The 24405-nt window shown below is 73.3% G+C and carries 19 protein-coding genes; 14 read left to right on the top strand and 5 right to left on the bottom strand.

Annotated features, from left to right (window positions below):
• Nucleotides 1–6 precede the first annotated feature (6 nt).
• Both ACGF5U_RS31430 and ACGF5U_RS31425 read left to right on the top strand, forming a co-directional pair.
• The gene (locus ACGF5U_RS31430) at nucleotides 7–1089 is read left to right on the top strand and encodes a sugar phosphate nucleotidyltransferase (protein WP_392718590.1); all 1083 of its coding nucleotides are present in this window, start codon (nucleotides 7–9) and stop codon (nucleotides 1087–1089) included.
• A 172-nt stretch (nucleotides 1090–1261) separates the two neighbouring features.
• The gene (locus ACGF5U_RS31425) at nucleotides 1262–2350 is read left to right on the top strand and encodes a DNA-3-methyladenine glycosylase 2 family protein (RefSeq protein ID WP_392718588.1); all 1089 of its coding nucleotides are present in this window, start codon (nucleotides 1262–1264) and stop codon (nucleotides 2348–2350) included.
• 93 nt (nucleotides 2351–2443) lie between these two features.
• On the opposite strand, the gene ACGF5U_RS31420 is transcribed toward ACGF5U_RS31425, so the two are convergent.
• From ACGF5U_RS31420 to ACGF5U_RS31410, 3 genes are read right to left on the bottom strand one after another with little or no spacing between them, the layout of a single operon-like run.
• Nucleotides 2444–3850 carry a coenzyme F420-0:L-glutamate ligase gene (locus ACGF5U_RS31420; protein ID WP_392718586.1) on the bottom strand — a complete coding sequence of 469 codons (1407 nt, stop codon included), beginning with the start codon at nucleotides 3848–3850 and terminating at the stop codon, nucleotides 2444–2446.
• Nucleotides 3847–4803: a 2-phospho-L-lactate transferase gene (cofD, locus tag ACGF5U_RS31415; protein ID WP_392718584.1), complete on the bottom strand. Its 957-nt coding sequence runs from the start codon at nucleotides 4801–4803 to the stop codon at nucleotides 3847–3849. Before cofD ends, ACGF5U_RS31420 begins: the two co-directional genes overlap by 4 nt.
• Nucleotides 4804–4834: 31 nt before the next feature.
• Complete coding sequence (locus tag ACGF5U_RS31410) at nucleotides 4835–5380, bottom strand: cysteine dioxygenase (protein WP_392718582.1); 546 nt, start codon at nucleotides 5378–5380, stop codon at nucleotides 4835–4837.
• Between the two features lie 709 nt (nucleotides 5381–6089).
• Between ACGF5U_RS31410 and ACGF5U_RS31405 the strand changes: the two genes are divergently transcribed.
• The 3 genes from ACGF5U_RS31405 (at nucleotide 6090) to ACGF5U_RS31395 (ending at nucleotide 12255) form a co-directional block, all read left to right on the top strand.
• On the top strand, nucleotides 6090–6353 hold the full coding sequence (locus ACGF5U_RS31405) for a WhiB family transcriptional regulator (RefSeq protein ID WP_023588371.1): 264 nt from the start codon (nucleotides 6090–6092) through the stop codon (nucleotides 6351–6353).
• Nucleotides 6354–6751: 398 nt separating this feature from the next.
• Nucleotides 6752–10672, top strand: a complete 3921-nt coding sequence (locus ACGF5U_RS31400; RefSeq protein WP_392718579.1) for a glycosyltransferase — start codon at nucleotides 6752–6754, stop codon at nucleotides 10670–10672.
• Complete coding sequence (locus tag ACGF5U_RS31395; RefSeq protein ID WP_392718577.1) at nucleotides 10669–12255, top strand: DUF5719 family protein; 1587 nt, start codon at nucleotides 10669–10671, stop codon at nucleotides 12253–12255. The genes ACGF5U_RS31400 and ACGF5U_RS31395 overlap by 4 nt, the downstream gene beginning before the upstream one ends.
• Nucleotides 12256–12411: 156 nt before the next feature.
• Here the strand turns inward: ACGF5U_RS31395 and ACGF5U_RS31390 are convergent, their stop codons facing one another.
• On the bottom strand, nucleotides 12412–12861 hold the full coding sequence (locus ACGF5U_RS31390) for a metallopeptidase family protein (RefSeq protein WP_392718622.1): 450 nt from the start codon (nucleotides 12859–12861) through the stop codon (nucleotides 12412–12414).
• Nucleotides 12862–13136: 275 nt separating this feature from the next.
• Here ACGF5U_RS31390 and ACGF5U_RS31385 point away from each other — a divergent pair, with 275 nt between their 5' ends.
• From ACGF5U_RS31385 to ACGF5U_RS31350, 8 genes are all read left to right on the top strand, one after another.
• Complete coding sequence (locus ACGF5U_RS31385) at nucleotides 13137–13565, top strand: DUF3499 domain-containing protein (RefSeq protein ID WP_392718575.1); 429 nt, start codon at nucleotides 13137–13139, stop codon at nucleotides 13563–13565.
• 234 nt (nucleotides 13566–13799) lie between these two features.
• Nucleotides 13800–15164: a phosphomannomutase/phosphoglucomutase gene (locus tag ACGF5U_RS31380; protein WP_392718573.1), complete on the top strand. Its 1365-nt coding sequence runs from the start codon at nucleotides 13800–13802 to the stop codon at nucleotides 15162–15164.
• Between the two features lie 211 nt (nucleotides 15165–15375).
• The gene (locus tag ACGF5U_RS31375; RefSeq protein WP_392718571.1) at nucleotides 15376–15558 is read left to right on the top strand and encodes a Trm112 family protein; all 183 of its coding nucleotides are present in this window, start codon (nucleotides 15376–15378) and stop codon (nucleotides 15556–15558) included.
• A gap of 130 nt (nucleotides 15559–15688) precedes the next feature.
• On the top strand, nucleotides 15689–16822 hold the full coding sequence (locus tag ACGF5U_RS31370; protein ID WP_392718569.1) for an SIS domain-containing protein: 1134 nt from the start codon (nucleotides 15689–15691) through the stop codon (nucleotides 16820–16822).
• Between the two features lie 214 nt (nucleotides 16823–17036).
• A complete protein-coding gene (manA, locus tag ACGF5U_RS31365; protein ID WP_392718567.1) occupies nucleotides 17037–18203 on the top strand; it encodes a mannose-6-phosphate isomerase, class I in 1167 nt (388 codons plus the stop codon).
• Nucleotides 18204–18284: 81 nt separating this feature from the next.
• A complete protein-coding gene (locus ACGF5U_RS31360; protein WP_392718564.1) occupies nucleotides 18285–19256 on the top strand; it encodes a cation diffusion facilitator family transporter in 972 nt (323 codons plus the stop codon).
• 338 nt (nucleotides 19257–19594) lie between these two features.
• Complete coding sequence (ahcY, locus tag ACGF5U_RS31355) at nucleotides 19595–21052, top strand: adenosylhomocysteinase (RefSeq protein ID WP_392718562.1); 1458 nt, start codon at nucleotides 19595–19597, stop codon at nucleotides 21050–21052.
• Between the two features lie 199 nt (nucleotides 21053–21251).
• Entirely contained in the window at nucleotides 21252–21866 is a 615-nt protein-coding gene (locus tag ACGF5U_RS31350; RefSeq protein WP_392718560.1) for a hypothetical protein, read from the top strand.
• 81 nt (nucleotides 21867–21947) lie between these two features.
• Here ACGF5U_RS31350 and ACGF5U_RS31345 read toward each other — a convergent pair whose 3' ends face one another.
• Nucleotides 21948–22937 (bottom strand): RDD family protein, encoded by a 990-nt coding sequence (locus ACGF5U_RS31345; RefSeq protein ID WP_392718620.1) that lies wholly within the window; start codon nucleotides 22935–22937, stop codon nucleotides 21948–21950.
• Between the two features lie 119 nt (nucleotides 22938–23056).
• On the opposite strand from ACGF5U_RS31345, the gene ACGF5U_RS31340 reads away from it, so the two are divergent.
• A complete protein-coding gene (locus ACGF5U_RS31340) occupies nucleotides 23057–24064 on the top strand; it encodes a stage II sporulation protein M (protein WP_392718558.1) in 1008 nt (335 codons plus the stop codon).
• The last annotated feature ends 341 nt before the right edge of the window (nucleotides 24065–24405 follow it).

Genomic DNA, 24405 nt, shown 5'->3' with positions numbered 1-24405 from the left:
CGACAGGTGACAGAAGCGATCCTCCTGGTCGGTGGCAAAGGCACCCGGCTGCGGCCGGTGACCGTCAACACCCCCAAACCGATGGTGCCCGCGGCCGGTGTCCCGTTCCTGACGCATCAGCTGGCCCGCGCCAGAGCGGCGGGCGTCGACCACATCGTGCTGGCGACCTCGTACCTCGCCGAGGTCTTCGAGCCCCACTTCGGTGACGGCTCATCGCTCGGACTGCACCTGGAGTACGTCACCGAACGGGAGCCCCTGGGCACCGGCGGAGCCATCCGCAACGTCGCCTCCCGGCTGCGCTCGGGACCGGACGAGCCGGTCCTCATCTTCAACGGCGACATCCTGACCGGCCTCGACATCCGCGCACTGGTCCGTACCCACGAGACGTCCGGTGCCGATGTGTCCCTGCACCTCACCCGGGTCGAGGACCCCAGGGCGTTCGGGCTCGTCCCGACCGACGGCACGGGCCGGGTCACCGCCTTCCTGGAGAAGCCGCAGACGCCCGAGGAGATCGTCACCGACCAGATCAACGCCGGCGCCTACGTCTTCCGCCGGTCCGTCATCGACACCATCCCCACGGGCCGCCCCGTCTCCGTCGAACGCGAGACCTTCCCCGATCTGCTGGCGGCCGGCGCGCACCTCCAGGGCATGGTCGACTCCACGTACTGGCTCGACCTCGGCACGCCGCAGGCGTTCGTCCGGGGCTCGGCCGACCTGGTGCTCGGCCGGGCCCCGTCGCCGGCCGTCCCCGGCCGCTGCGGCGACCGGCTGGTGCTGGAGGGCGCGACGGTCGCCCAGGACGCCAAGCTGACGGGCGGCACGGTCATCGGCGCCGGTGCGACCGTCGGCGAGGGCGCCAGGATCGACGGGAGCGCCGTGATGGCGGGCGCCGTCGTGGAGCCGGGCGCGGTGATCACCGACTCGCTCGTCGGCGAGGGTGCCCGGATCGGGGCGCGGACGATCCTGCACGACGCGGTCATCGGCGACGGCGCGCGGATCGGCGCCGACAACGAACTGCGCGGCGGCATACGGGTGTGGTGCGGCGCCTGCCTCCCGGACGGCGCCGTCCGCTTCTCCTCGGACCAGTAGGGGTGTCCTGCGGACCTGTAGGGGTGTCCTGCGGACCCGTCGGGTGCCCTGCGGACCGGTAGGGGCGCCGGTCATCGCGGGCTAGGCTGAATCCCGACCCACGCCCCTACTCCACGCCCCAGCCGCACGCGCCGAGCATCAGGCCCGCACCAGAGGAACCCGGACCGTACCCGTGGCAGGCCGCTACGCCCCTCGCCCCGCGCCCGACCGCGCCGCCGCGCGCGCCGGGCACCTCGGCGTACCCGCGTCCCGGCCCGCCCCCGGCCCCACCCCACCCTCCGCGACGGCCCCCGCCACGACCCCACCCTCCGCGACGGCCCCCGCCGCGACCTCTCCCGGCGCGGGCGCGCCGGGCCGGACCCGGGTCTGGACGCCGCCCTGGCCCCTGGACCTCGGGCTCACCCTCGGCGTGCTGCGGCGCGGCCCCGCCGACCCCACGTTCCGTACGGCACCCGACGGTTCCGTGTGGCGGGCCAGCCGCACGCCCGAGGGCCCCGGCACGCTGCGGGTCGCCCGGCGCGGCGGCACCGTCGAGGCGGAGGCGTGGGGGAGCGGCGCCGACTGGCTCCTGGAACGGCTGCCCGAGCTGCTGGGCGAACGGGACGACCCGGACGCCTTCACACCCCGCCACCGGCTGCTCGCCGTGACCCGGCACCGCCGTCCCGGCCTGCGGCTCGCCCGCACCGGCCTGGTGCTGGAGGCCCTGATCCCGTCCGTGCTGGAGCAGAAGGTCACGACGGACGAGGCGTACCGGGCGTGGCGGCTGCTGGTACGGAAGTACGGCGAGCCCGCGCCCGGCCCGGCCGCCGGACTGCGGCTGTACGTCATGCCCGAGCCGCGCGCCTGGGCGCTCGTACCGTCCTGGGAGTGGCACCGCGCGGGCGTCGACGCCAAACGGTCGGCGACGGTCCTGCGCGCCGTGCGGGTCGCGCGGCGGCTGGAGGAGGCCGCGGCCATGGAGCCGGAGGACGCCCAGCGGCGCCTGGAGCTGATCCCGGGCATCGGACCCTGGACGTCGGCCGAGGTGGTGCAGCGCAGCAACGGCGCCCCCGACGCAGTCACCGTCGGCGACTACCACCTGCCCGGCATCGTCGGCCACGCCCTCGCCGGGCGCCGGGACGCGGACGACACGGAGATGCTGGAGCTGCTGGAGCCGTACGCCGGGCAGCGTCACCGCGCCGCCCGGCTGATCCTGCTCAGCGGCCGAATCCCGCCGCGCCGCGCGCCCCGCATGACGCCCGGGAACATCGCGGCGCTCTAGGTGTATTGACCCGCGTCAACAACCTCGCGGGTCAATACACCTAGCCAAGGCCGGCCACGGTCACGGGCGCGGCCACCGCCCTCGCCCCGGGCTTCACCGCACCGTGACGAAGTCCTCCGGGTCCCGGCCCGGCCGCTCCTTCGGCGGCCGCGCCGCGCGGCCCACGGCGACCGCGCCCATCGGGTCCCAGTTCTCCGGCAGGTCCAGCACCTCCCGCACGACGTCGCGGCAGAACATCGTGGACGACACCCACGCCGAGCCGAGCCGCTCACCGGCCAGCGCGACCAGCAGGTTCTGCACCCCGGCGCCCGCGGCGACCACGAACATCTCCCGTTCGGCGGTGTCGCGCCGAGCGTCGCCGTAGTGGTGCGCGCCGTCCGTCACCAGGCACGGCACCACCAGGTACGGCGCGTTCCGCAGGACGTCGCCCCGCTTCACGCGGCGGGCGACGGCGTCCTCGCTCCTGCCGTCCCGGCGGAGATCGGCGATCCACGCCTCGCGCATGGCGTCCAGCAGCCGCTTGCGCGACTCCGCCGACTCCAGCAGGACGAACCGCCACGGCGTGGTGTGGTGCGGCGCGGGCGCCGTCAGCGCGGCGGCCACCGCCCGCCGTACCGCCCCCGGGTCCACGGGGTCGTCCGTGAACTCCCGGACGGTACGCCGCAGCGTCACGGCCTCCCGCACGGCCTCGGACGTACCCAGCCGGAACATGTCGTTCTCGGGCGCCCGCCGGATCAACGGCTGGACGCCCAGGTCCGCGCCGCCGTCCAGGTCACCGTCCGCGTCGCCGTCCGCGTCGCCGTTCCGGTCGTCGGCTCGGTCACCGCCCCGGTCGCCGGCCCCGAGCACCAGGTGCGGCAGCCCCCGGACGACGGCGAAGGGCAGCCCGGCCGCCTTGCCCTTCACCAGGTCACCGGCGGCGGCCAGTTCGTCGGCGCTCGCGACCACGGTCACGTTGAGCGGGTTGCCGTGGGCGTCGGTGCCGCCCCGCAGGTCGTCCAGGACGCGTACGCCCGCCGCGCCGACGGCGACGTCGGTCAGCCCGGAGCGCCACGGCCGGCCGAAGGTGTCGGTGATGACGACGCCCACGTCGACGCCGAGGCCGTCGCGCAGCCCGGCACGGATCGCCCGGGCCGACGCGTCCGGGTCCTCGGGGAGCAGCAGCACCGTCCCGGCGGGGGTGTTGGACGCGTCGACCCCGGCCGCGGCCATGATCAGGCCCTGTCGGTTCTCGACGATCCGGAGGGTCCCGCGCCGCGCCACCACCCGCACCGTCTCGGCGTCGATGGCCGCCTCACGGTCGTCTGCGGCGACGATCCGGCCCTCCGCCTTGCTGACGATCTTGGAGGTGACGAGCAGGACGTCTCCGTCCGCCAGTTCCGGCTCGGCGGCGGCGATCAGCTTGGCCAGGTCGTCGCCCGGCCGGACCTCGGGAACCCCGGCGGGCGCCCAGACCCGGTAGGCGGGCGACGGTCCCGCCGCGGTGGTGAAGGCGGTCACGCCCGGACCTCTTCGGCGAGCGTCAGCGCCTCACGCGCCATCGCCGCCGCCGCGTCGACGTCGGTCATCATCAGCGGTACGGCCCGGCAGCGGATGCCGGCCGCCTCGACCTCCGTGACCGCGCCCGCGTCGACCGTGTCCACCAGCCAGCCGTCCAGCAGCCCGGAGCCGTAGTGCCGGGCGACCGCGGCCGCCGTGGCCTCGACGCCCACCGCGGCGAGCACCTTGTCCGCCATGCCGCGCACCGGGGCGTCGCCGACGATCGGCGAGAGCCCCACGACGGGCACCCCGGCAGCGGCGACGGCCTCCCGGATGCCGGGCACCGCGAGGATGGTCCCGATGCTCACCACCGGGTTGGACGGCGGGAACAGCACCACGTCGGCGGCGGCGATCGCGTCCAGCACACCGGGTGCGGGCTTGGCCTGCTCGGCGCCGACCGGGACCACGGCGTGCGCGTCGACGGAGGCGCGGAGCCGCACCCAGTACTCCTGGAAGTGCACGGCCTTGCGCTCGCCGTCCACCTCGACGGCCACATGCGTCTCGACGCGGTCGTCGGACATCGGCAGCAGCCGCACGCCCGGCCGCCAGCGGGCGCACAGCGCCTCGGTCACGGCGCTCAGCGGATAGCCGGCGCCGAGCATCTGCGTACGGACGATGTGCGTGGCGAAGTCGCGGTCGCCGAGGCCGAACCACTCCGGCCCGACGCCGTAGGCGGCGAGCTCGCTCTTCACATGGAAGGTCTCGTCCGCCCGTCCCCAGCCCTGTTCCTCGTCGATGCCACCGCCGAGGGTGTACATCACCGTGTCCAGGTCCGGGCAGACCTTCAGCCCGAACAGATGGATGTCGTCACCGGTGTTGCCGATGACCGTGATGTCCGCGTCCGGCGCGGCCTGCTTGAGGCCGCGCAGGAAACGGGCACCGCCGATGCCGCCGGCCAGAACCACAATGCGCATGGAGACAGTCTGTCAGCCGAAGCCTGATCCTCTAAGGGGCGGTGGCCGGGGAGAGTTCCCGGGCAGCCGTGTGCGGGGCGTGCATCGGCATGTCGGTCAGGCCCGGGTAGTAGATGTGCAGGCTGACGGCCGGTTCGAGGGAGTCGTTGACGATGTCGTGCGCGAATCCGGGCGCGAGGATCCGGTGCGCGCCCCCGCGGAGCGTCCGTGCGCCCCTTTCCGTACGTTCCGTCAGTTCGCCCTGGAGGACGGTCAGTACGCCGGACGAGCGACCGTGGTCGTGGAGGCCCGTGCCCTGGCCGGGGACCCAGGACAGCAGCCAGACCTCGTAGCCCGGCCCCGTGCGCAGCCGGTGGTACCAGCGGGTCGTGGCGTCGTACTGGACGAGCGGCGCCCACTGGGCGCGGTCGGCGGCGATGGCGCGGGCGAGCCCGGCGAACTCGGCGACGGTGGTGGGGTGTGCCTTGGCGGGCTGGAGCAGGTGCTGGACGGCGAGGATGTCGCCGGCGATCTGGAGGTCGCTGTCACCGGTGGTGAGGGCGGGGGTGGGGGTGAGGGTGCGGCTGTCGCTGTTCATGGGGTGCGGTGGTTCCTCAGCAGGGAGCAAGCGCGGAAACGAGCAGTGCGGGGGATGTCGCGCGAGGCGGCGGACGGCGGCTTCGCGCGGGCGGGGCGCAGGGACGCGCGCCGGAGGGTCGCTGGAGCGCTAGGGCGTCAACAGCTGGAACAACAACAGCAACAGCGCGCCTGGACAGCGCTGCGGTACCCACGGGTGTGGGTCGCGGAGGGCGCTGTGGTCGCTGGCATGCCTTCAAAGGTGGCTGCCCACGGTCCCCTCTGTCAACCCAATGACCGGTTTGGTGGAATTGTTTCACCTCATCCGGTTACTGGGTCCGGAGAAAGGTTTGTGCACAGGCCGCTCGGGACACATGGCGCTGCATCCACCCGTGCAAACGTGGTCGCGGTCTCGTGACCTGACTGTGATCCGGGTCGCTTCGCCGGCTCGACCGCAACAAGATCGAAGTCGTGGACGTCCTCCTCTGTAGTTCGTGGCGTGAGCTGCCGAAAGAGAGGAGGTAGGGCTGAGGCCGTGCGATGTGTCTTGTTTTTGGTGATTTGAACACTTTCCGCATAGCCTTGGTTCCGCAGAGTGAATACCGGGCCCAATAGCAGATCTCGGCTTGACTGGCCCGGATCCACACACTTGTAATTTCACTCGTGTCGTTCGGCCGGAAATGCTGGAAACGGCGACATCACGGGGACGTAAAGACAGACGAGGGGCGCACATGACCGAGTTGTTCCAGGAACTGCTGGTCGAGGACGCGGACGAAGAACTCGGCTGGCAGGAGCGCGCGTTGTGCGCCCAGACCGATCCCGAGTCCTTCTTCCCCGAGAAGGGCGGATCCACCCGCGAGGCCAAGAAGGTCTGTCTCGCCTGCGAAGTCCGCTCGGAATGCCTCGAATACGCCCTGGCGAATGACGAAAGATTCGGTATCTGGGGTGGTCTGTCCGAACGTGAGCGCCGTCGTCTGAAGAAGGCCGCCGTCTGACACGCCGCAGGTCGCCCCGCGACCGCCGTCGGACCGTGAACGGTCATGTAGGGCCACGTATGGGCGCGACTGGGCGTGGATCGGGCGTGGACGGCCGTGGGCGACGGCCATAAGTGCCGCGACTGCCGTGGGCGGCCGCTTCTCCGCCGGATGACACCGGATGGCGCCGGATGGCGCCGGATGGCGCCGGATGCCGCCCCGTCGACCGCGCCGCCCCCATCGACCGCCCCCCGACCGCGCCAATCGGCACACACATGTACGTAAAGAACGGTCCGCCGCCTGTGCTCCGTCCACAGGCGGCGGACCGCTGTCGTGCCAGCCATTAGTGTGGAGCCCCGTCCGAGACGCTCCGACGCCCCCCGCGGGGGCGACCCCCTGGCCGGAGGGCCCGTACCTCGATGTCCGCCACCACCGCCGTGTTCTCCGCGGCCTCCTCAAGCCGGCAGCCCGAGTTCCCGCGGCATGTCGTCACCGCCGTACTCGTCTCCCACGACGGGGCGCGCTGGCTGCCGGACGCCCTCGCCGGACTGCTCGGCCAGGAACGCCCCGTACAGAACGCCGTCGCCGCCGACACCGGCAGCGCCGACGACTCCGCGCGGCTGGTCACCGAGGCGCTCGGCGACGACCGGGTGCTGCACCTCGCCCGCCGTACCGGCTTCGGCACCGCCGTCGACGAGGCCGCGCGCACCGCCCCCCTGCTCGGCCCGGACGACCTGCCGTACCTGAAGCGCCCCAGCGGCTGGGACCCGGTCAGCCGCACCTGGCGCGACGACGCCTACGACATGCCCGAGCTGCCGCACGGCGAACCCGTCCAGTGGCTCTGGCTGCTCCACGACGACTGCGCCCCCGAACCCGACGCCCTCGCCGAACTGCTGCGCGTCGCCGACGCCGACGAGTACGCCGCCGTCGTCGGACCCAAGCTGCTCGGCTGGTACGACCGCAAGCAGCTCCTTGAAGTCGGTGTCTCCATCGCCAACAGCGGCCGCCGCTGGACCGGCCTCGACCGGCGCGAACAGGATCAGGGCCAGCACGACCAGGTCCGCTCCGTCCTGTCCGTCTCCACCGCCGGCATGCTCATCCGCCGCGACGTCTTCGAGGAGCTCGGCGGCTTCGACCGGCGCCTGCCCCTCATGCGCGACGACGTCGACCTGTGCTGGCGCGCCCACGCCGCCGGCCACCGCGTCCTCGTCGCCCCCGACGCCGTCCTGCGCCACGCCGAGGCCGCGTCCCGTGAGCGCCGCACCGTCGACTGCGCGGGCCGCTCCGTCGCCAACCCGCACCGCGTCGACAAGGCGGGCGCCGTCTACACGCTGCTCGCCAACGCGCGCGGCGCGGCCCTCCCGTACGTCTTCGCCCGGCTCGTCGTCGGCACGCTCCTGCGGACCCTCGCCTACCTCGTCGGCAAGGCGCCCATCCAGGCCGTCGACGAGGTCATGGGCCTGTTCGGCACGCTCCTGCGACCCGAGAGGATCATCGCGGCGCGGCGAGCGCGCGCCCGGAGAGCCGTCGAACCCGCCGAGCTGCGGCCGCTGTTCCCGCCGCCCGGCGCCACCGTCCGCGCCACCGTCGAACAGGTCGCGTCCAACTTCGGCGGTTCCGACGCCGACGCGGGCGGCTCCCGGCACGGCGCCGTCGAATCCGGCCCGGGCGGCGACGACGCCGAGTTCCTGGAGGTCGAGCAGTTCGCCCGGCTGAAGAAGATCGCCCGCAAGCCGGGCCCCGTCCTCTTCGCCCTGCTCCTGCTCGTCTCCCTGGTCGCCTGCCGGGAACTCTTCGGCGGCGGCTCGCTCGCCGGCGGCGCGCTCCTGCCCGTCCCCGACGGCGTCGGCGACCTGTGGGGGCGGTACGCGGACGCCTGGCACCCCGTCGGCACGGGGGGCACCCAGAGCGCGCCGCCCTACCTGGCCGCGCTCGCCGCGCTCGCCGCGCTGTTCCTCGGCTCCACCGGCTTCGCGCTCACCCTGCTGCTGGTCTGCTCCGTGCCCCTGGCCGGCTTCACCGCGTACTTCGCGTCCCGCTCCCTCGTCGAGTCCCGGCTCCTGCGCGCCTGGGGCGCCATCGCCTACGCGTTCCTGCCCGCCACCACCGGCGCCCTGGCCACCGGCCGGCTCGGCACCGCCGTCCTCGCCATCCTGCTCCCGCTCATCGCCCGCGCGGCCGTCGCCGCGTACGGGCTGCGCGGCGGCGGGCCGGGCGCCGCGCGCGGCAGCTGGCGCGCCACCTGGGCGTACACCTTCCTCCTGACCTTCGTGATGGCGTTCACGCCCATCGTGTGGCCGCTCGCCGTCGTCCTCGGCGTGGCCGCCCTGGCACTGCGCCGCGACGACATCACCGCCTACGGGCTGCGCCTCCTCGCCGTCGCGGGAACCCCCCTGCTGATCCTCGCCCCCTGGTCGCTGTCGCTGCTCACCGAGCCGGCCACCCTCCTCAGGGAAGCCGGCATGGACATCCGTACCGGCACGGCGTCCGCGCTCGACCTGCTCGGCATCAGCCCCGGCGGCCCCCGGACCGTCGGCGGCCTGGTCCTCGTGGGACTCGTCCTGGCGGCCCTCGCCGCGCTCCTGCGCGGCCAGCGGGCCTTCGCGATCCGCACCGCATGGGCCGTGGCTCTGACCGCCCTCCTCTTCGCCGTGCTCAGCAACGGCTCCGGCGCGTCCGCCACCGGGTGGGCCGGCCCCGCCACGCTCGTCTACGGCATCGCCCTCATCGCCGCCGGCATGCTCGGCGCCGAGGGCGGCCGCACCCGGGTCGCCGCGCAGAGCTTCGGCTGGCGCCAGCCCGTCGCCGCGCTCATCGCCCTCGCCGCCGCCGTCGGCCCCCTCGTGTCGGCCGGCGGCTGGATGCTCGGCGGCGCGGACGGGCCCGTGGAGCGGCGCGACCCCGCCCAGGTGCCGGCGTTCGTCGCCGAGGAGAGCACCACCCGCGACCAGCCCCGCACCCTCATCCTCGGCGGCACGTCCCGCGACAAGGTCTCCTACACGCTGGTCCGCGGCTCCGGCGCCCGCCTCGGCGACGCCGAGCTGACCGAGGCCGGCGGCGGGGACGCCCGCCTCGACAAGGTCGTCGCGCACCTGGTCGCGGGCTCCGGCGCCGACCAGACGGACCAGCTCAGCGGCTTCGCCATCCGGTACGTCCTGGTGCGGGACGGCGCGCCCCGCGAGATGAGCCGCGTCCTGGACGCCACACCGGGGCTCAGCCGCCTCAGCCAGCTGGACGGCAGCGCCCTGTGGCGCGTCGACCGGCAGGTGGCGCGGGTGGTGATCGTCCCCGCGGCCCCGGGCCAGGACGGTTCCGCCACCGCCGAGCCGCTGCCGGTCGCCGCCGGACCCGTCGAGGCGCACACCGACGTTCCGTCGGGCGGTGCCGGCCGGATCCTGCGCGTCGCGGACAGGGCGGACGACGGCTGGCAGGCCACGCTCGACGGCAAGCCGCTGAAGAAGACGACCGTCGACGACTGGGCGCAGGGCTTCGAGCTGCCCGCCGGAGGCGGCCGCCTCGACCTGACGTACGAGGCGCCCCTCACCCACACGCTGTGGATCTGGGGCCAGTGCCTGCTCGGTGTCGTCCTGCTGGTGCTCGCGCTGCCGGGGCGGCGCCGGGACGTGGACGACGACCTGCCCGACGAGGAGCTCGTGGTCCCCGCGCAGGACGTGTCGGGCGACGGCCGCCGTGCCCGCCGGCTGCGGGCCGCGGCGGAGGCCGAGGCGGCGGCAGCCGCTGAGGCGGAGGCGGCGGGTCCGGACGCGGAGCCGGTCCCGGTCGCCGTACCGGCGGCGTCGCAGGACGCCGACCCGTACGTCGACCCGTACGCCGAGATGCCGGGGCAGCAGACGTACGGCGACCAGGGCTACGCGGCCCCGGCCACGTACGGCGAGCAGCCGCAGTACGGCGAGCAGCGGCAGTACGGCGAGCAGCCGTACGACACCGGTCAGGCGTACCCGGGCGAGCAGCAGCAGTACGACCAGTACCAGCAGTCGCAGCAGTCCCAGCAGTACGACGAGTACCAGCAGTACGACCCCTACGGGCAGCAGCAGGGCCAGTACGACGGGCAGCAGCAGGGCCAGTACGACCCCCAGCAGCCGTACGACCCCCAGCAGTACGGGCAGCAGCAGTACGACCAGCAGTACGACCAGCAGCAGTACGGCCAGCCCTTCGAAGGGCAGGCGTACGACGGTCAGACGCACGACGGGCAGGCGTACGACGGTCAGTACCCGTATCCGCAGGGTCAGTACGACCCGTACACCGGCCAGGCCGCCCCGCAGCCGTACACCGACGGCCGTGAGAACGAGCAGCGTCCCGACGGGAGCAGCAACCAGTGAACCGCAGCACCCTCTCCCTTCTCGCCGCCGCCACCGCGCTCGCCGCCGTCACCGGCTTCGCCGCGCTGACCGCCCCGGACGACGCCGCGACGGTGCCGACCCCGGCGATCGGCACCTCCCGGCTGCCGGTGGAGCGCACCAGCCTGCTGTGCCCGGCGCCGAGCACCTCGGAGGTCGCCGAGACGGTGTACACCTCCTTCACGCCGGCCGCGAAGTCCCCCGGCGGGACCGGGGGCGGTGCGGCCGGGGGCGGTGAGGCCGGCCGGGCCGAGCTGAAGGCGTCCGCCACCACGCCCGACTCGATCACGGCGGACACCAAGAAGAAGGAAGAGAAGAAGGCGGACGACAAGGCCGGTACGAAGAAGCCCGCCGCCGCCGACAAGCCCGTCGTCGCGCTCGCCCAGCCCGGCAAACCGGTCTCGGCCGAGGCGGACGGCGCCGACGCCCCCGCCCTGATCGGACTGGCCTCCGGCAGGCTCGCCCCCGGCTGGACCACCCAGCAGACCACCGTGGTCCCGGCGGGCGGCGCGCGCGGTCTGCTCGGCGTCGGCTGCACGGCCCCCGACACGGACTTCTGGTTCCCCGGCGCCTCCACCGCGGAGCAGCGCCGCGACTACGTCCACCTCACCAACCCGGACGACACCGCCGCCGTCGCGGACATCGAGCTGTACGGCCCCGAGGGCGCACTCAAGTCGCAGCTGACCGAGGGCATCCCGGTACCGGCCAGGTCCACCGTGCCGGTGCTGCTGTCCACGCTCACGTCCGACCCGGCCGCGGCCGACGTCACCGTCCATGTGACGACCCGCAGCGGGCGCGTCGGCGCCGTCGTGCGGTCGGCCGAGGACAAGGCGGGCAGCGACTGGCTGCCCGCGTCGACCGACCCGGCCGGCACGCTGGTGCTGCCCGGCATCCCGGCGGACGCCACGTCGGTGCGGCTCGTGGCGTACGCGCCCGGCGAGGACGACGCCGAGCTGAAGATCCAGGTCGTCGGCGCCGGCGGCACGATCACCCCGGCCGTGCAGCAGTCGCTGCGGGTGAAGTCGAGGATGACCGCCACCGCCGACCTCAAGAACGTCACCATGGGCGAGGCCGGCTCGCTGCTGCTGTCCCCGGCGCAGGGAGGGCGGGCCACGCCGGTGGTCGCCGCGCTGCGCGTCGTACGCGGCAAGGGCGACAAGCAGGAGGTCGCGTTCATCCCGGCGACCGCGCCGGTCGGTGCGCGCGCGACCGTCGCCGACAACCGGGCCAAGGACGCCACCCTGTCGCTGACAGCCCCGGGTGAGGCGGCGGAGGTGCGGGTGACCGCGTCGGCGGGCACCGAGGGCGGTACGCCGGTCACCAAGACGTACACCGTCAAGGCGGGTACGACGCTGGCGATCGCGACGCCGCCGGTGCCGGCCGGGCTGAAGGGCTCCTACGCGCTGACGGTCGAGACGCTCTCGGGCGGGCCCGTGCACGCGGCCCGCACCCTGGCGCGGCCGCAGAACGGCATCCCGATGTTCACCGTCCAGACGCTGTCGGACGACCGGGGAACGGTCGAGGTGCCGACCGCCGAGCAGGACCTGTCCGTCCTGGGCGACTAGGGGTGTCCGGCAGGACCCGCCGGACACCCCCCTGGCCGACGGCGGCGGTACGGGCGGAGCGGCGGCGGTACGGCCGACTGCGGCGGGCGGTACGGGCGACGGCGGCGGTACGGGCGGGGCGGCGGTACGGGCCGACTTCGCGGTGTGCGCCGGGCGTCAGTCCTGCCCGTACCGGGGGTCCACGGACTCCGGGGCCAGGCCCAGCAGCTCCGCCACCTGCTCCACGACGACCTCGTGCACGAGCAGCGCCCGCTCGTCGCGGTTCTTGGCGCGCAGCTCCACCGGCCGCCGGTAGACGACGACGCGGGCGGGGCGGTCGCGGCCGGCCGGGAGCGAGGTGCCGAGCGGTACGGACTCGTCCGGCGCCGACGGCACCTCCAGCACGTGGAAGTCCACGTCGGCCAGTTGCGGCCAGCGCCGCTCCAGCCGTTCGACCGAGTCCCGCACGAGATCGCGGAAGGTGTCCCCCCGGCTCGCTGACAGCGGCACTTGAGGCGGGGCCACGGGCCCGCGCATACCGCGGCCGTGGCGGTCGCGACGGCGCGGCCGGGGCTCGGTCGGACTGGGGGTCCCCCCGGCGGCCGGGGGAGGCACGGGACTGTCCATCACTTGACGCAGGGTAGCTCGCCCCGGCGCACGGCGATCCCGCCAGTGCGCCGCCCCCACGGCGTGTCGCTAATTGAGCATTTCGGCCAAGCTTGGGCTCGATTCGGTACGCCTGCCCGATCGGGCCACTCATGACGAATGACCGGATTCGTACCGCGCGCTGTTCGGCGGCTCGATCGCCCCGCCCCCCGAATCCTTTCTCCCACGCAGGTCAGACCGGCCCCCACGGAGGCCGCTGTGCGGGACGTCACACCGCGACACGGGCGAGTGACCTGGTGGAGAGTCGTCGCGGCCCGCTCAAGAGTGCGGTACCGTCCAACGTCGTGAGCCCTGTACGTCGCTGTTCGCGCACCGCGTGCGGCCGCCCTGCCGTCGCGACACTGACGTACGTCTATGCCGACTCGACCGCGGTCCTCGGCCCGCTCGCGACCTACGCCGAGCCCCACTGCTACGACCTGTGCGCCGAGCACAGCGAGCGCCTCACCGCGCCGCGCGGCTGGGAGGTCGTCCGGCTCTCCGACGGCTCCGCGCCCTCCCGCCCCAGCGGCGACGACCTCGAAGCGCTCGCCAACGCCGTCCGCGAGGCGGCACGCCCCCAGGAACGCGCGGCGCAGGCCGGCGGCAAGGGCGGCGGACGCGGCGGCGACCCGGTGGAGGTCGGCCGGCGCGGCCACCTGCGGGTCCTGCGTTCCCCCGATTCCTGACCCCCCCCCCGCGGACCAGCCCGGCCCCGCTGCCGGACGCCTCGCGAACCCTTCCGCCCGGCACGCCCCCGACCCCTGCTCCGGACGCCCGTGAGTCCGGTGTCCCGGACGCCCCGTGAGTCCGGTGTCCCGGCCGCCGCCCCGCGCGGCCGCCGGGCGTCCTGGTCCCGACCCCCACCTCCGCCCCGGCCGGTAGTTTGTGTACTCCACACAGGGCTTGCAGGAGGTTGGGCAGTGGCTGCTGATCTGTCGCAGATCGTCAAGGCGTACGACGTACGCGGAGTGGTGCCGGACCAGTGGGACGAGCCGCTGGCCGAGCTGTTCGGCGCCGCCTTCGTACGGGTCACCGGGGCCGACGCGATCGTGGTGGGCCACGACATGCGCCCGTCGTCGCCCGGTCTCTCCGCCGCGTTCGCGCGGGGCGCGGCCGCCCAGGGAGCCGACGTCACGCTCATCGGTCTGTGCTCCACGGACCAGCTCTACTTCGCGTCGGGCCGGCTCGGGCTGCCCGGCGCCATGTTCACGGCGTCGCATAACCCGGCCCGGTACAACGGGATCAAGATGTGCCGGGCGGGCGCGGCCCCCATCGGTCAGGACACCGGCCTCGGCGACATCCGCGCACTGGTGGAGAACTGGTCCGACACCGGCGCCCCGGCCCCGGCCGGCACCACCGGCACCGTCACCGAGCAGGACACGCTCACCGACTACGCCGCGCACCTGAAGTCCCTCGTGGACCTCACCGCCATCCGCCCGCTGAAGGTCGTCGTGGACGCGGGGAACGGCATGGGCGGCCACACGGTCCCCACCGTCTTCGACGGGCTGCCGCTGACGCTCGTCCCGATGTACTTCGAGCTCGACGGCACGTTCCCGAACCACGAGGCGAACCCGCTGGACCCGGCCAACATCGTGGACCTCCAGCAGCGGGTGCGCGAGGAGCGCGCGGACCTCGGTCTCGCCTTCGACGGCGACGCCGACCGCTGCTTCGTCGTGGACGAGCGGGGCGAGCCGGTGTCGCCGTCGGCGATCACGGCGCTGGTGGCGGCGCGTGAGCTGGTCCGGCATCCGGGTGGCACGGTGATCCACAACCTGATCACGTCCTGGTCGGTACCGGAGGTGGTGCGGGAGAGCGGCGGTACGCCGGTGCGCACGCGCGTGGGTCACTCGTTCATCAAGGAGGAGATGGCGCGTACGGGCGCGATCTTCGGTGGTGAGCACTCGGCGCACTACTACTTCAAGGACTTCTGGAACGCCGACACGGGGATGCTGGCCGCGCTGCACGTGCTGGCGGCGCTGGGCGGCCAGGACGGGACGCTGTCGGCGCTGGTCTCCTCGTACGACCGGTACACCGGCTCCGGCGAGATCAACTCCACCGTCGCCGACCAGGCGGCGAGCACGGCCGCCGTACGCGCCGCCTTCGCGTCCCGGGACGGTGTGACGACCGACGAGCTCGACGGGCTGACCGTGACCTCGAACGACTGGTGGTTCAACCTCCGCGCCTCCAACACCGAGCCGCTGCTCCGCCTGAACGTCGAGGCACGGGACGAGGTGACCATGGCGAAGATCCGCGACGAGGTCCTCGCCCTGGTCCGCGGCTCCTGATCCACCCGCCCCGCGACGAGCCGTGCGCGCCGGGTGCCGCCTGCCCGGCGCCCGGCCGTACGTGCCGGGTACCACCCGCCCCGCGACGAGCCGTGCGCCCGGACACCCCGGCGCACGGCCAAGCCGCGCCGCACCGTGCCCGGCGGTAGGCTGACGTGGCCACAGCGCACCGCGCCGGTCACGTCACACCGCGTTCGAAGGGACCCACCCCATGCCGCTCGAAGCCGGCCTCCTCGAGATCCTCGCCTGCCCGGCCTGCCACGCCCCGCTGACCGACCGCACGGCGGACGAGACGCCCGAGCTGGTCTGCACGGGCGACGCCTGCGGCCTCGCCTACCCCGTACGGGACGGCATCCCGGTCCTGCTCGTGGACGAGGCGCGCCGCCCCGCCTGACGCGCGCCGCGCCCGCCGAGCACCCCGGCCACCGGCGCACCGGCACACGGCACCCCCCGGCACACGGCACACCGGCACCGCACCGGCACCACAGGCCACACCCCGCACCGGCGATCGGAGGCCCCACCCCATGCTCGACGAGTCGCTGCTCGACGCCCCCGATGACCTGGCCCGAGCCGACCGCCGCGGTCTGCTGCGCGGAGCCGCCGAAACGGGCGCCCGAGTCCGCACCGCCGCACGGCACGCCGCCGAAGCCGGCGTCACCGAGCTGAAACCCGAGGGCCGCCCCCGCGCCGTCCTGGTCGCGGGCCCCGGCACCGCCGCCACCGGCGTCGCCGACCTGATCGGCGCCCTCGCGGGCGCTTCCGCACCGGTCACGCGCCTGCACCCGACGGGCGTCGCGTTCGCCGCCGGCGCGCTGCGCTGGACGCTGCCGGGCTGGGCGGGCCCCGTGGACCTGCTCCTCGTCGTCACGACGGACGGGGGCGAACCCGGCCTGGCCCTCCTCGCCGAGCAGGCGTACCGCAGGGGCGTCACCGTCGTCGCCGTCGCCCCCGTGGGAACCCCGCTCGCCGAGGCGGTCGGGGAACGGCACGGGCTCGCCGTCCCCATGGCGACCCCGCCCACGGAGCTGTACGACGAGACGCCCGCCGCCAGCTCCGGCGCGCTCTGGGCGCTGTTCACCCCGCTGCTGGTCCTCCTCGACCGCCTCGGCCTCGTCGCCGCCCCCGCCGACACCCTGGAGAAGGTCGCCGACCGGCTCGACGGCATGGCCGAACGCTGCGGCCCCGCCATCGCCACGTACAGCAACCCCGCCAAGACACTGGCCGCCGAACTGGCCGACACGCTGCCGCTCATCTGGACGGAGGGCGTCGGCGCGGGCCCGGTGGGGCGCCGTTTCGCCGCCGTACTCGCCGAGCTGGCCGGGCTGCCCGCCGTCGCCGCGGAACTGCCCGAGGCGCTCCCCGCGCACGGGGTGCTGCTCGCGGGCGTCTTCGCGGCAGGCGCCGACCCCGACGACTTCTTCCGCGACCGGGTGGAGGAGGCGCGGGCCCTGCACACCCGGGTGGTGCTCCTCCGGGACCGCCCGGCCGGCGGCCTGACCGCCGCGCCCGCCGCCCGCGAACTCGCCCTGAGCCATGACACCGCGATCAGCGAACTGGAGCCGGAGGAGGGCAGCGAACTGGAAACGCTTGCCGAGCTCCTCGCCGTCACCGACTTCGCGACCGTGTATCTGGCCCTGGCGTCGGGCAACCACGCCTGACCACGCCGATCCCGTCCGACCACCCATCCCAGCACCCCGTCCCAGCACCCCACCCCACCCACATCCAACGGGCGCCCCACCGGCAGCCGGGGCCCACCCCGCCCCACCGGTCCCGCCCCACCGGTCCCGCCCCACCGATCCCGCCCCACCGCCCCGACCCGCAACCCCGCCCACACCGCGCGCACCGCATCGGCCGCAACCCGCGAGGAAGCACATGGACCGCCTCTCCAACACCGTCCGGCCCTACGCCTGGGGTTCCACGACGGCCATCCCGGAACTCCTCGGCGTCGCCCCCACCGGCGAGCCCCAGGCCGAGATGTGGATGGGAGCCCACCCCGGCGCACCTTCCCGGGTGACCAGGGACGACGGCGCCGAACAGGCCCTGTCCGACGTCATCGCGGCCGCGCCCGAGCGGGAACTCGGCCCCGCCGCCGTCGAGAGGTTCGGCCCCCGCCTGCCCTTCCTGCTGAAGCTGCTCGCCGCCGGCGCCCCCCTGTCGCTGCAGGTCCACCCCGACCTCGCGCAGGCCCGCGAGGGCTACGCCGCCGAGGAGCGCGCGGGCGTCCCGATCGACGCGCCGCACCGCAACTACAAGGACGCCAACCACAAGCCCGAACTCATCTGCGCGCTCACCCCCTTCGACGGCCTGTGCGGCTTCCGCCCGCCCGTCGAGACGGCCGACATCATCGCCGCCCTCGACGTCGACTCCCTCAAGCCGTACGTCGACCTCCTCCACGCCCACCCCGAGGAGGGCGCTCTGCGCGAGGTCCTGACGGCCGTGCTCGCCGCCGACCCGGACGAGATCGCCGCCACCGTCACCGACGCGGCCACCGCCTGCGAACGCCTCGGCGGCGTCTTCACCCCGTACGCCCTCCTCGCCCACCACTTCCCCGGCGACCCCGGCGTCATCGCCGCCATGCTCCTCAACCCCGTACGGCTCCAGCCCGGCGAGGCCCTCTACCTCGGCGCCGGTGTCCCGCACGCCTACCTCGGCGGCCTCGGCGTCGAGATCATGGCCAACTCCGACAACGTCCTGCGCTGCGGCCTCACCCCCAAGCACATCGACGTCCCCGAACTCCTCCGCGTCGTCCGCTTCGAGGCCACCGACCCGGGCGTGCTCCGCCCCGAGGCGTCCCCCTCGGGCGAGGAGGTCTACGAGACCCCGACCGACGAGTTCCGCCTCTCCCGGTTCGTACGGGCCGAAGGCGCGGCCCCGGTCGACGTCACCGCGCCCACGCCGCAGATCCTGCTCGCCACCGCCGGCACCCCCCGGGCCGGCGACCTCACCCTCGGCCCCGGCCAGTCGGTGTTCGTACCGGCGGGCGAGACGACCGAACTGTCCGGCACGGGCACGCTCTTCCGGGCCTCGGTGCGGCCGTGAGACACCCCGCCTCCCCGGTGCTGCAACAATGTGCCGCCGTACGCGGCAACACCGACACCACCAGGGAAGGACCCCGCACCCATGAGCGCGTCAGGCGGAACCAAGGCGATCGTGGCGGCGCTCGTCGCCAACCTCGCGATCGCGGTCAGCAAGTTCGTGGCGTTCCTTTTCAGTGGCTCGTCGTCCATGCTCGCCGAGAGCGTCCACTCGCTCGCCGACTCCGGCAACCAGGGCCTCCTGCTGCTCGGCGGCAAGAAGGCACAGCGCGAGGCCACCCCGCAGCACCCCTTCGGCTACGGCCGTGAGCGCTACATCTACGCCTTCCTCGTCTCCATCGTCCTGTTCTCGGTCGGTGGCATGTTCGCCATCTACGAGGGCTACGAGAAGATCAAGCACCCGCACGAGATCGAGGCCTGGTACTGGCCGGTCGGCGTCCTCGTCTTCGCGATCATCGCTGAGACGTTCTCGTTCCGCACCGCCATCAAGGAGTCCAACGAGCTGCGCGGCGACCGTTCGTGGAAGGACTTTGTCCGCCACGCCAAGGCGCCCGAGCTGCCGGTCGTCCTCCTGGAGGACCTCGGCGCCCTCGTCGGCCTGATCCTCGCCCTGCTCGGCGTCAGCCTCGCCATCGTCACGGGCGACGGCGTCTGGGACGGCATCGGCACCCTCTGCATCGGTGTCCTGCTGATCCTGATCGCGATCGTCCTCGCCGCCGAGACCAAGTCGCTGCTGCTCGGCGAGGCCGCCGGCGTCGACGAGGTGAAGAAGATCGAGGCGGCCCTGGTCGACGGCGTCTCCGTCACCCGCATCATCCACATGCGTACGCTCCACCTGGGCCCGGACGAGCTGCTCGTCGCCGCCAAGATCGCCGTCGAGCACGACGACACGGCCGCCGAGGTCGCCACCGCGATCAACACCGCCGAGGACCGCATCCGCGCCGCCGTCCCCATCGCCCGCGTGATCTACCTGGAGCCGGACGTCTACCGCTCCACCGCCCCGGCGGCCGGCGACACCCCGGCAGCCCCCGCAGCCCCGGACACCACACCGCTCTGACCCCCGGGGGCGTCCATGACCGGCGCCCCGCACAGGAGAACCCGAAGGCCCCCGAAACCACTCGGGGGCCTTCCTCATGCCCCCCGTACGGCCCCCGCCCCACCGCCCCGAACCCGGCCGGATCCGACCCCGCGGACTGTGGGCGGCCCGGACGCTCGGTGTAGATTCGTCAGGAGAGTCAGACGTCGCTGCTGATGGCGGTCGGGCGGTCCCACGGTGGACCGGCCGAGGGAGAGAGGGCCTCCGACGACTGCGCTGCGCGTGCTCGGGCATCCTTGTGTCCGCCACCGCAGAGCCAGCCGTACCCACCCTCGACCGATTACGAGGAGCAGCTCGATATGACGAGTGCCGCCGACCGACAGGACTTCAAGGTCGCCGATCTCTCCCTGGCCGAGTTCGGCCGCAAGGAGATCACCCTGGCCGAGCACGAGATGCCGGGCCTCATGGCGATCCGCAGGGAGTACGCCGAGGCACAGCCCCTGGCCGGCGCCCGCATCACCGGCTCCCTGCACATGACCGTGCAGACCGCCGTCCTCATCGAGACCCTGGCCGCCCTCGGCGCCGAGGTCCGCTGGGCGTCCTGCAACATCTTCTCCACCCAGGACCACGCCGCCGCCGCGATCGCCGTCGGCCCGAACGGCACCCCGGACAACCCCCAGGGCGTTCCGGTCTTCGCCTGGAAGGGCGAGACGCTGGAGGAGTACTGGTGGTGCACCGAGCAGGCCCTGACCTGGCCGGACTCCCCGACCGGCGGCCCGAACATGATCCTGGACGACGGTGGTGACGCCACCCTCCTCGTCCACAAGGGCGTCGAGTTCGAGAAGGCGGGCGAGGCCCCGGACCCGTCCACCGCGGACAGCGAGGAGTACGGCCACATCCTGCGCCTCCTCAACCGCACCCTCACCGAGAACCCGCAGAAGTGGACGCTCCTCGCCTCCGAGATCCGCGGTGTCACCGAGGAGACCACGACCGGCGTCCACCGCCTGTACGAGATGCACCGTGACGGCACGCTGCTCTTCCCGGCGATCAACGTCAACGACGCGGTCACCAAGTCGAAGTTCGACAACAAGTACGGCTGCCGGCACTCGCTGGTCGACGGCATCAACCGCGCCACCGACGTCCTCATCGGCGGCAAGGTCGCGGTCGTCTGCGGCTACGGCGATGTCGGCAAGGGCTGCGCCGAGTCCCTGCGCGGCCAGGGCGCCCGCGTGATCGTCACCGAGATCGACCCGATCTGCGCCCTCCAGGCGGCGATGGACGGCTACCAGGTCACGACCCTCGACGAGGTCGTCGGCCAGGCCGACATCTTCATCACCACGACGGGCAACAAGGACATCATCATGGCCGCGGACATGGCCAAGATGAAGCACCAGGCGATCGTCGGCAACATCGGCCACTTCGACAACGAGATCGACATGGCCGGCCTCGCGCAGATCCCGGGCATCGTCAAGGACGAGGTCAAGCCGCAGGTCCACACCTGGACGTTCCCCGACGGCAAGACGATCATCGTGCTGTCCGAGGGCCGCCTGCTGAACCTGGGCAACGCCACGGGCCACCCGTCCTTCGTGATGTCCAACAGCTTCGCGGACCAGACGCTGGCCCAGATCGAGCTGTTCACGAAGCCCGAGGAGTACCCGACCGACGTCTACGTGCTGCCCAAGCACCTCGACGAGAAGGTCGCCCGCCTCCACCTCGACGCGCTCGGCGTGAAGCTCACGACGCTCCGCCCCGAGCAGGCCGCCTACATCGGCGTCGAGGTCGAGGGCCCGTACAAGCCGGACCACTACCGGTACTGACGGTCACCGCCCGGTGGCCGTCCCGCCGCCGCCGCTGACGGCAGCCGCCGACGGCCCCGGGCGCCCGTGACGACGGCGCCCGTGCACTGACGCACCCGTCGACCGGTACTCGGCGAAACAGGCAGGCCCCCGCACCCCCGTGCCGGGGGCCTGCCCGTTCCTACCGCCGCCGCCCCCGAAGACCCAGACCCGAGGACCCATGCCCCGCGGCCGCTATTCGCTCCATGATCCGCACGATCACACCCCCCTCGGTGAAGAGCACTTCCACTGCGCCCCCGGCCCCTCCGGCTGGCGCTACGTCTCCCAGATCGTCACCCCCTCCGGCGACCACGCCGGCTCTGTCGATCTCACCCTCGACGACCTCGGCCGCCCCATCCGCCTCGAACTGCACTCCGCGAGCTGGCAGGTACGCGGTGCCGCCCTCGAAGGCGTCACCTGGGTCCGTACCGACCCCACCGGAACCCACGCCACGGAAGGCAATGTGCGCGCCCACGCCTTCACCGGCACGTCCCCGGCGTTCCTCATCGCGACATCTCGTCTGCTGCGCCTCACCCCCGGTTCCCCCGCGACCCGCGTCCGGCTCGTCGCCTTCACGGATCCGGTCCTCGCCCCCCTCACCGTCGACCAGTCCTGGGCCCTGAGGAAAAGTGAAGCGCACACCACTGACAACGGCCCCCTGACCGTGGACGAATACCAGGTCAGCGCCCTGGACACGGGGGAGCAGCACACCATCCACATCGCCGGCGACGTCGTCCTCGCGGCCCCCGGCATCGAACTCGAAGACCTCGACACCCCGCCGTCGGTCTTCCCCTGACGACGCTCGCTCCGCCGGCAGCCGCAGCCGCCGGCCACGGCTGTCCAGCAGCCGAGCCCGGCTGTCGGGAGCCGACCCCGGCTATCCGGGAGGCGCGAACCCGGTCGTGGGCGACGCCTTCGCCCGCCCATCAGGTGCCGCACCCGTACCGGCGGCCCCATCCACATCCGTCCCCGGCACTTCGGCCGGGGCCGTCCCGGGACCCACACCCACGTCGGCAGCCGAGGCCGCACCCGCACCCGGGGCCACACCCACGCCGACGCCCACCCCCGAAGCCGAAGCCGAAGCCGAAGCCGAATCAGCAGCCGGAGCCGGAGCCGCAGTCTTGGCGAAAGCCCGCCGGGCATCCCGCGCCTGTCGCTCGTGAACGATTCCAGCCAGGTAGGCCGCGGCGGGAACCCCCGGCGGTGCCGGCGTCCCGGTCCGGGCGACCATGTCATCGGCGAGCCGCTCCGCGAGCGCCCGACCCACCTCCGGGTCCAGCTGACGCATCCGCGTCAGGTACTGCCGTATCGCCAGCCACAGCTCGTCCGGCACCCCGGACAGATCGACCTGGGCGAAGCGCCCCACCAGCCAGGGCGGCGGAGGCGGTACGACAGTCGTCCGCGCCGCGGCCACCCTCTCCCGTATCACCAGCGTGCCCGCGAACACGTCGCCGATCCGCCGCCCCTGGCCGGATATCAGCGAAGCGATAACCGCGATGACACCGAAGGACATCAGGATCTCCACGACCCCGATCGAGCCGCGCACCAGTGCATGCCGGAACCGGATCGGGCCGCCGTCGTCCCGTACGACCCGCAGGCCGCACGCGAGTTTGCCGAGCGAACGCCCGTGACTCAGCGTCTCGACGGCGATCGGCCCACCGACCAGCAACAGCACGAAGGAAGCGATCGACACGGCCATGGCCGCAGCCTCGTCGAGCGACGCCGTCGCGAGCGCCAGCCCGAGCGAGATGGGAATGTACGCCGCCCACACGACCGCGAGATCGATGATCACCGCCAGGGCACGACTGGGCAGCCTGGCAGGCCGCAGCCCGAGTACGACGGCATCCCCCGTCACAACCCCACTCACGGCGCCCACCCTTCCTCCACCTTGCCCGACCCCTCCGAACGCCAGTCTGCCAAGCTGACCGACAGCGCGCCGCAGTAGTACGAACCGTACGCACCCAGTGCCTGGAGCAGCAGCCGATCATGGACCTCGACGTCTACGTCACCGCCCACCGCGCCGAGTGGGACCGTCTGGACGACCTCCTGCGCCGTGGCAGAAGCCTGACCGGCGCCGAGGCCGACGAACTCGTCGCCCTCTACCAGCGCACCGCGACCCACCTGTCCCTGATCCAGTCCAGCGCGCCCGACCCCGCGCTCACCGCCCGACTGACCCAGCTCGTGGCACGCGCGCGTGCCACCGTCACGGGCACCCGTCGAGCGTCGTGGCGCGACGCCGCCCGCTTCCTCACCGCCGGTTTCCCCGCGGCGGTCTACCGCTCGCGGCACTGGTGGATCCCCACGGCGGTGCTCTCCACCCTGCTCGCCGCGATCATCGGCTGGTGGATCGGTACGCACCCCGAGGTCCAGGCCGCGATCGCCGCGCCCGAGGAGCTCCGCAGCCTGACCCGCCCCGGAGGGGAGTACGAGACGTACTACTCCAGTCACCCGGCCGCCTCCTTCGCGGCCCAGGTCTGGACGAACAACGCCAGAGCGGCCGCCATGTGCCTGGTACTCGGTGCCTTCCTCTGCGTGCCGGTGCTCTGGATCCTGTTCGCCAACATGCTGAACCTGGGCGTCGGGATCGGCCTCATGGCCTCGGCCGGCCGCCTCGACGTCTTCCTCGGCCTGGTGCTTCCGCACGGCCTGCTGGAACTCACGGCCGTGTTCGTCGCCGCCGGTACGGGCCTCCGCCTCGGCTGGACGCTGATCGACCCGGGCCCGCGGTCCCGCCGCGCCGCCCTCGCCCAGCGGGGCCGCGCGGCCATCGGCATGGCCATCGGCCTCGCCCTGGTGCTCTTCGTGTCGGGCGTGATCGAAGGCTTCGTCACCCCCTCGGGCCTGCCCACCTGGGCCCGCATCGCCATCGGAGTCGCCGCCGAGGCCGCGTTCCTCCTGTACGTGTACGTACTCGGCGGCCGCGCGGCCAGGGCGGGTGACGCCGGGGACGTGGACGCGACCGACCGCAGCGCCGAGCTCCCCACGGCGGCCTGATGTGCGGACGACCCCTCCGACCTGCTACTGTCCTCTCCGCCCGCAAAAACCGTTGACACGGTGGCTGTGGGGAGGTAGATTCAAACGGTTGCCTGGACTGGACACAGTCGCAGCGCAGGCGCTAACGTCTCTCTCGCTCCGACCGGAAGTCACTTCCGGGGAGCCACCTCCGATTCCCTTTCCGGATCACGAAGCCGATTAGCTCGGCGGAAATGATTCTGATAAAGTCGGAAAAGTCGAAAGGCAAAAGGCCCTCCAACGGCCACCGGAAACAGAATCCGACCGGAAACGGAACGGGAAAAGGATCTGGTAAGGTTGGAAACACCGAAGGGAAGCGCCCG

The sequence above is a fragment of the Streptomyces sp. NPDC047886 genome (genome assembly GCF_043204435.1).
In the GTDB taxonomy this organism is placed as follows: Bacteria; Actinomycetota; Actinomycetes; order Streptomycetales; family Streptomycetaceae; genus Streptomyces.
Note: the sequence above shows the minus strand (reverse complement) of the source record. Positions and strands in the feature narration are given on the sequence as shown.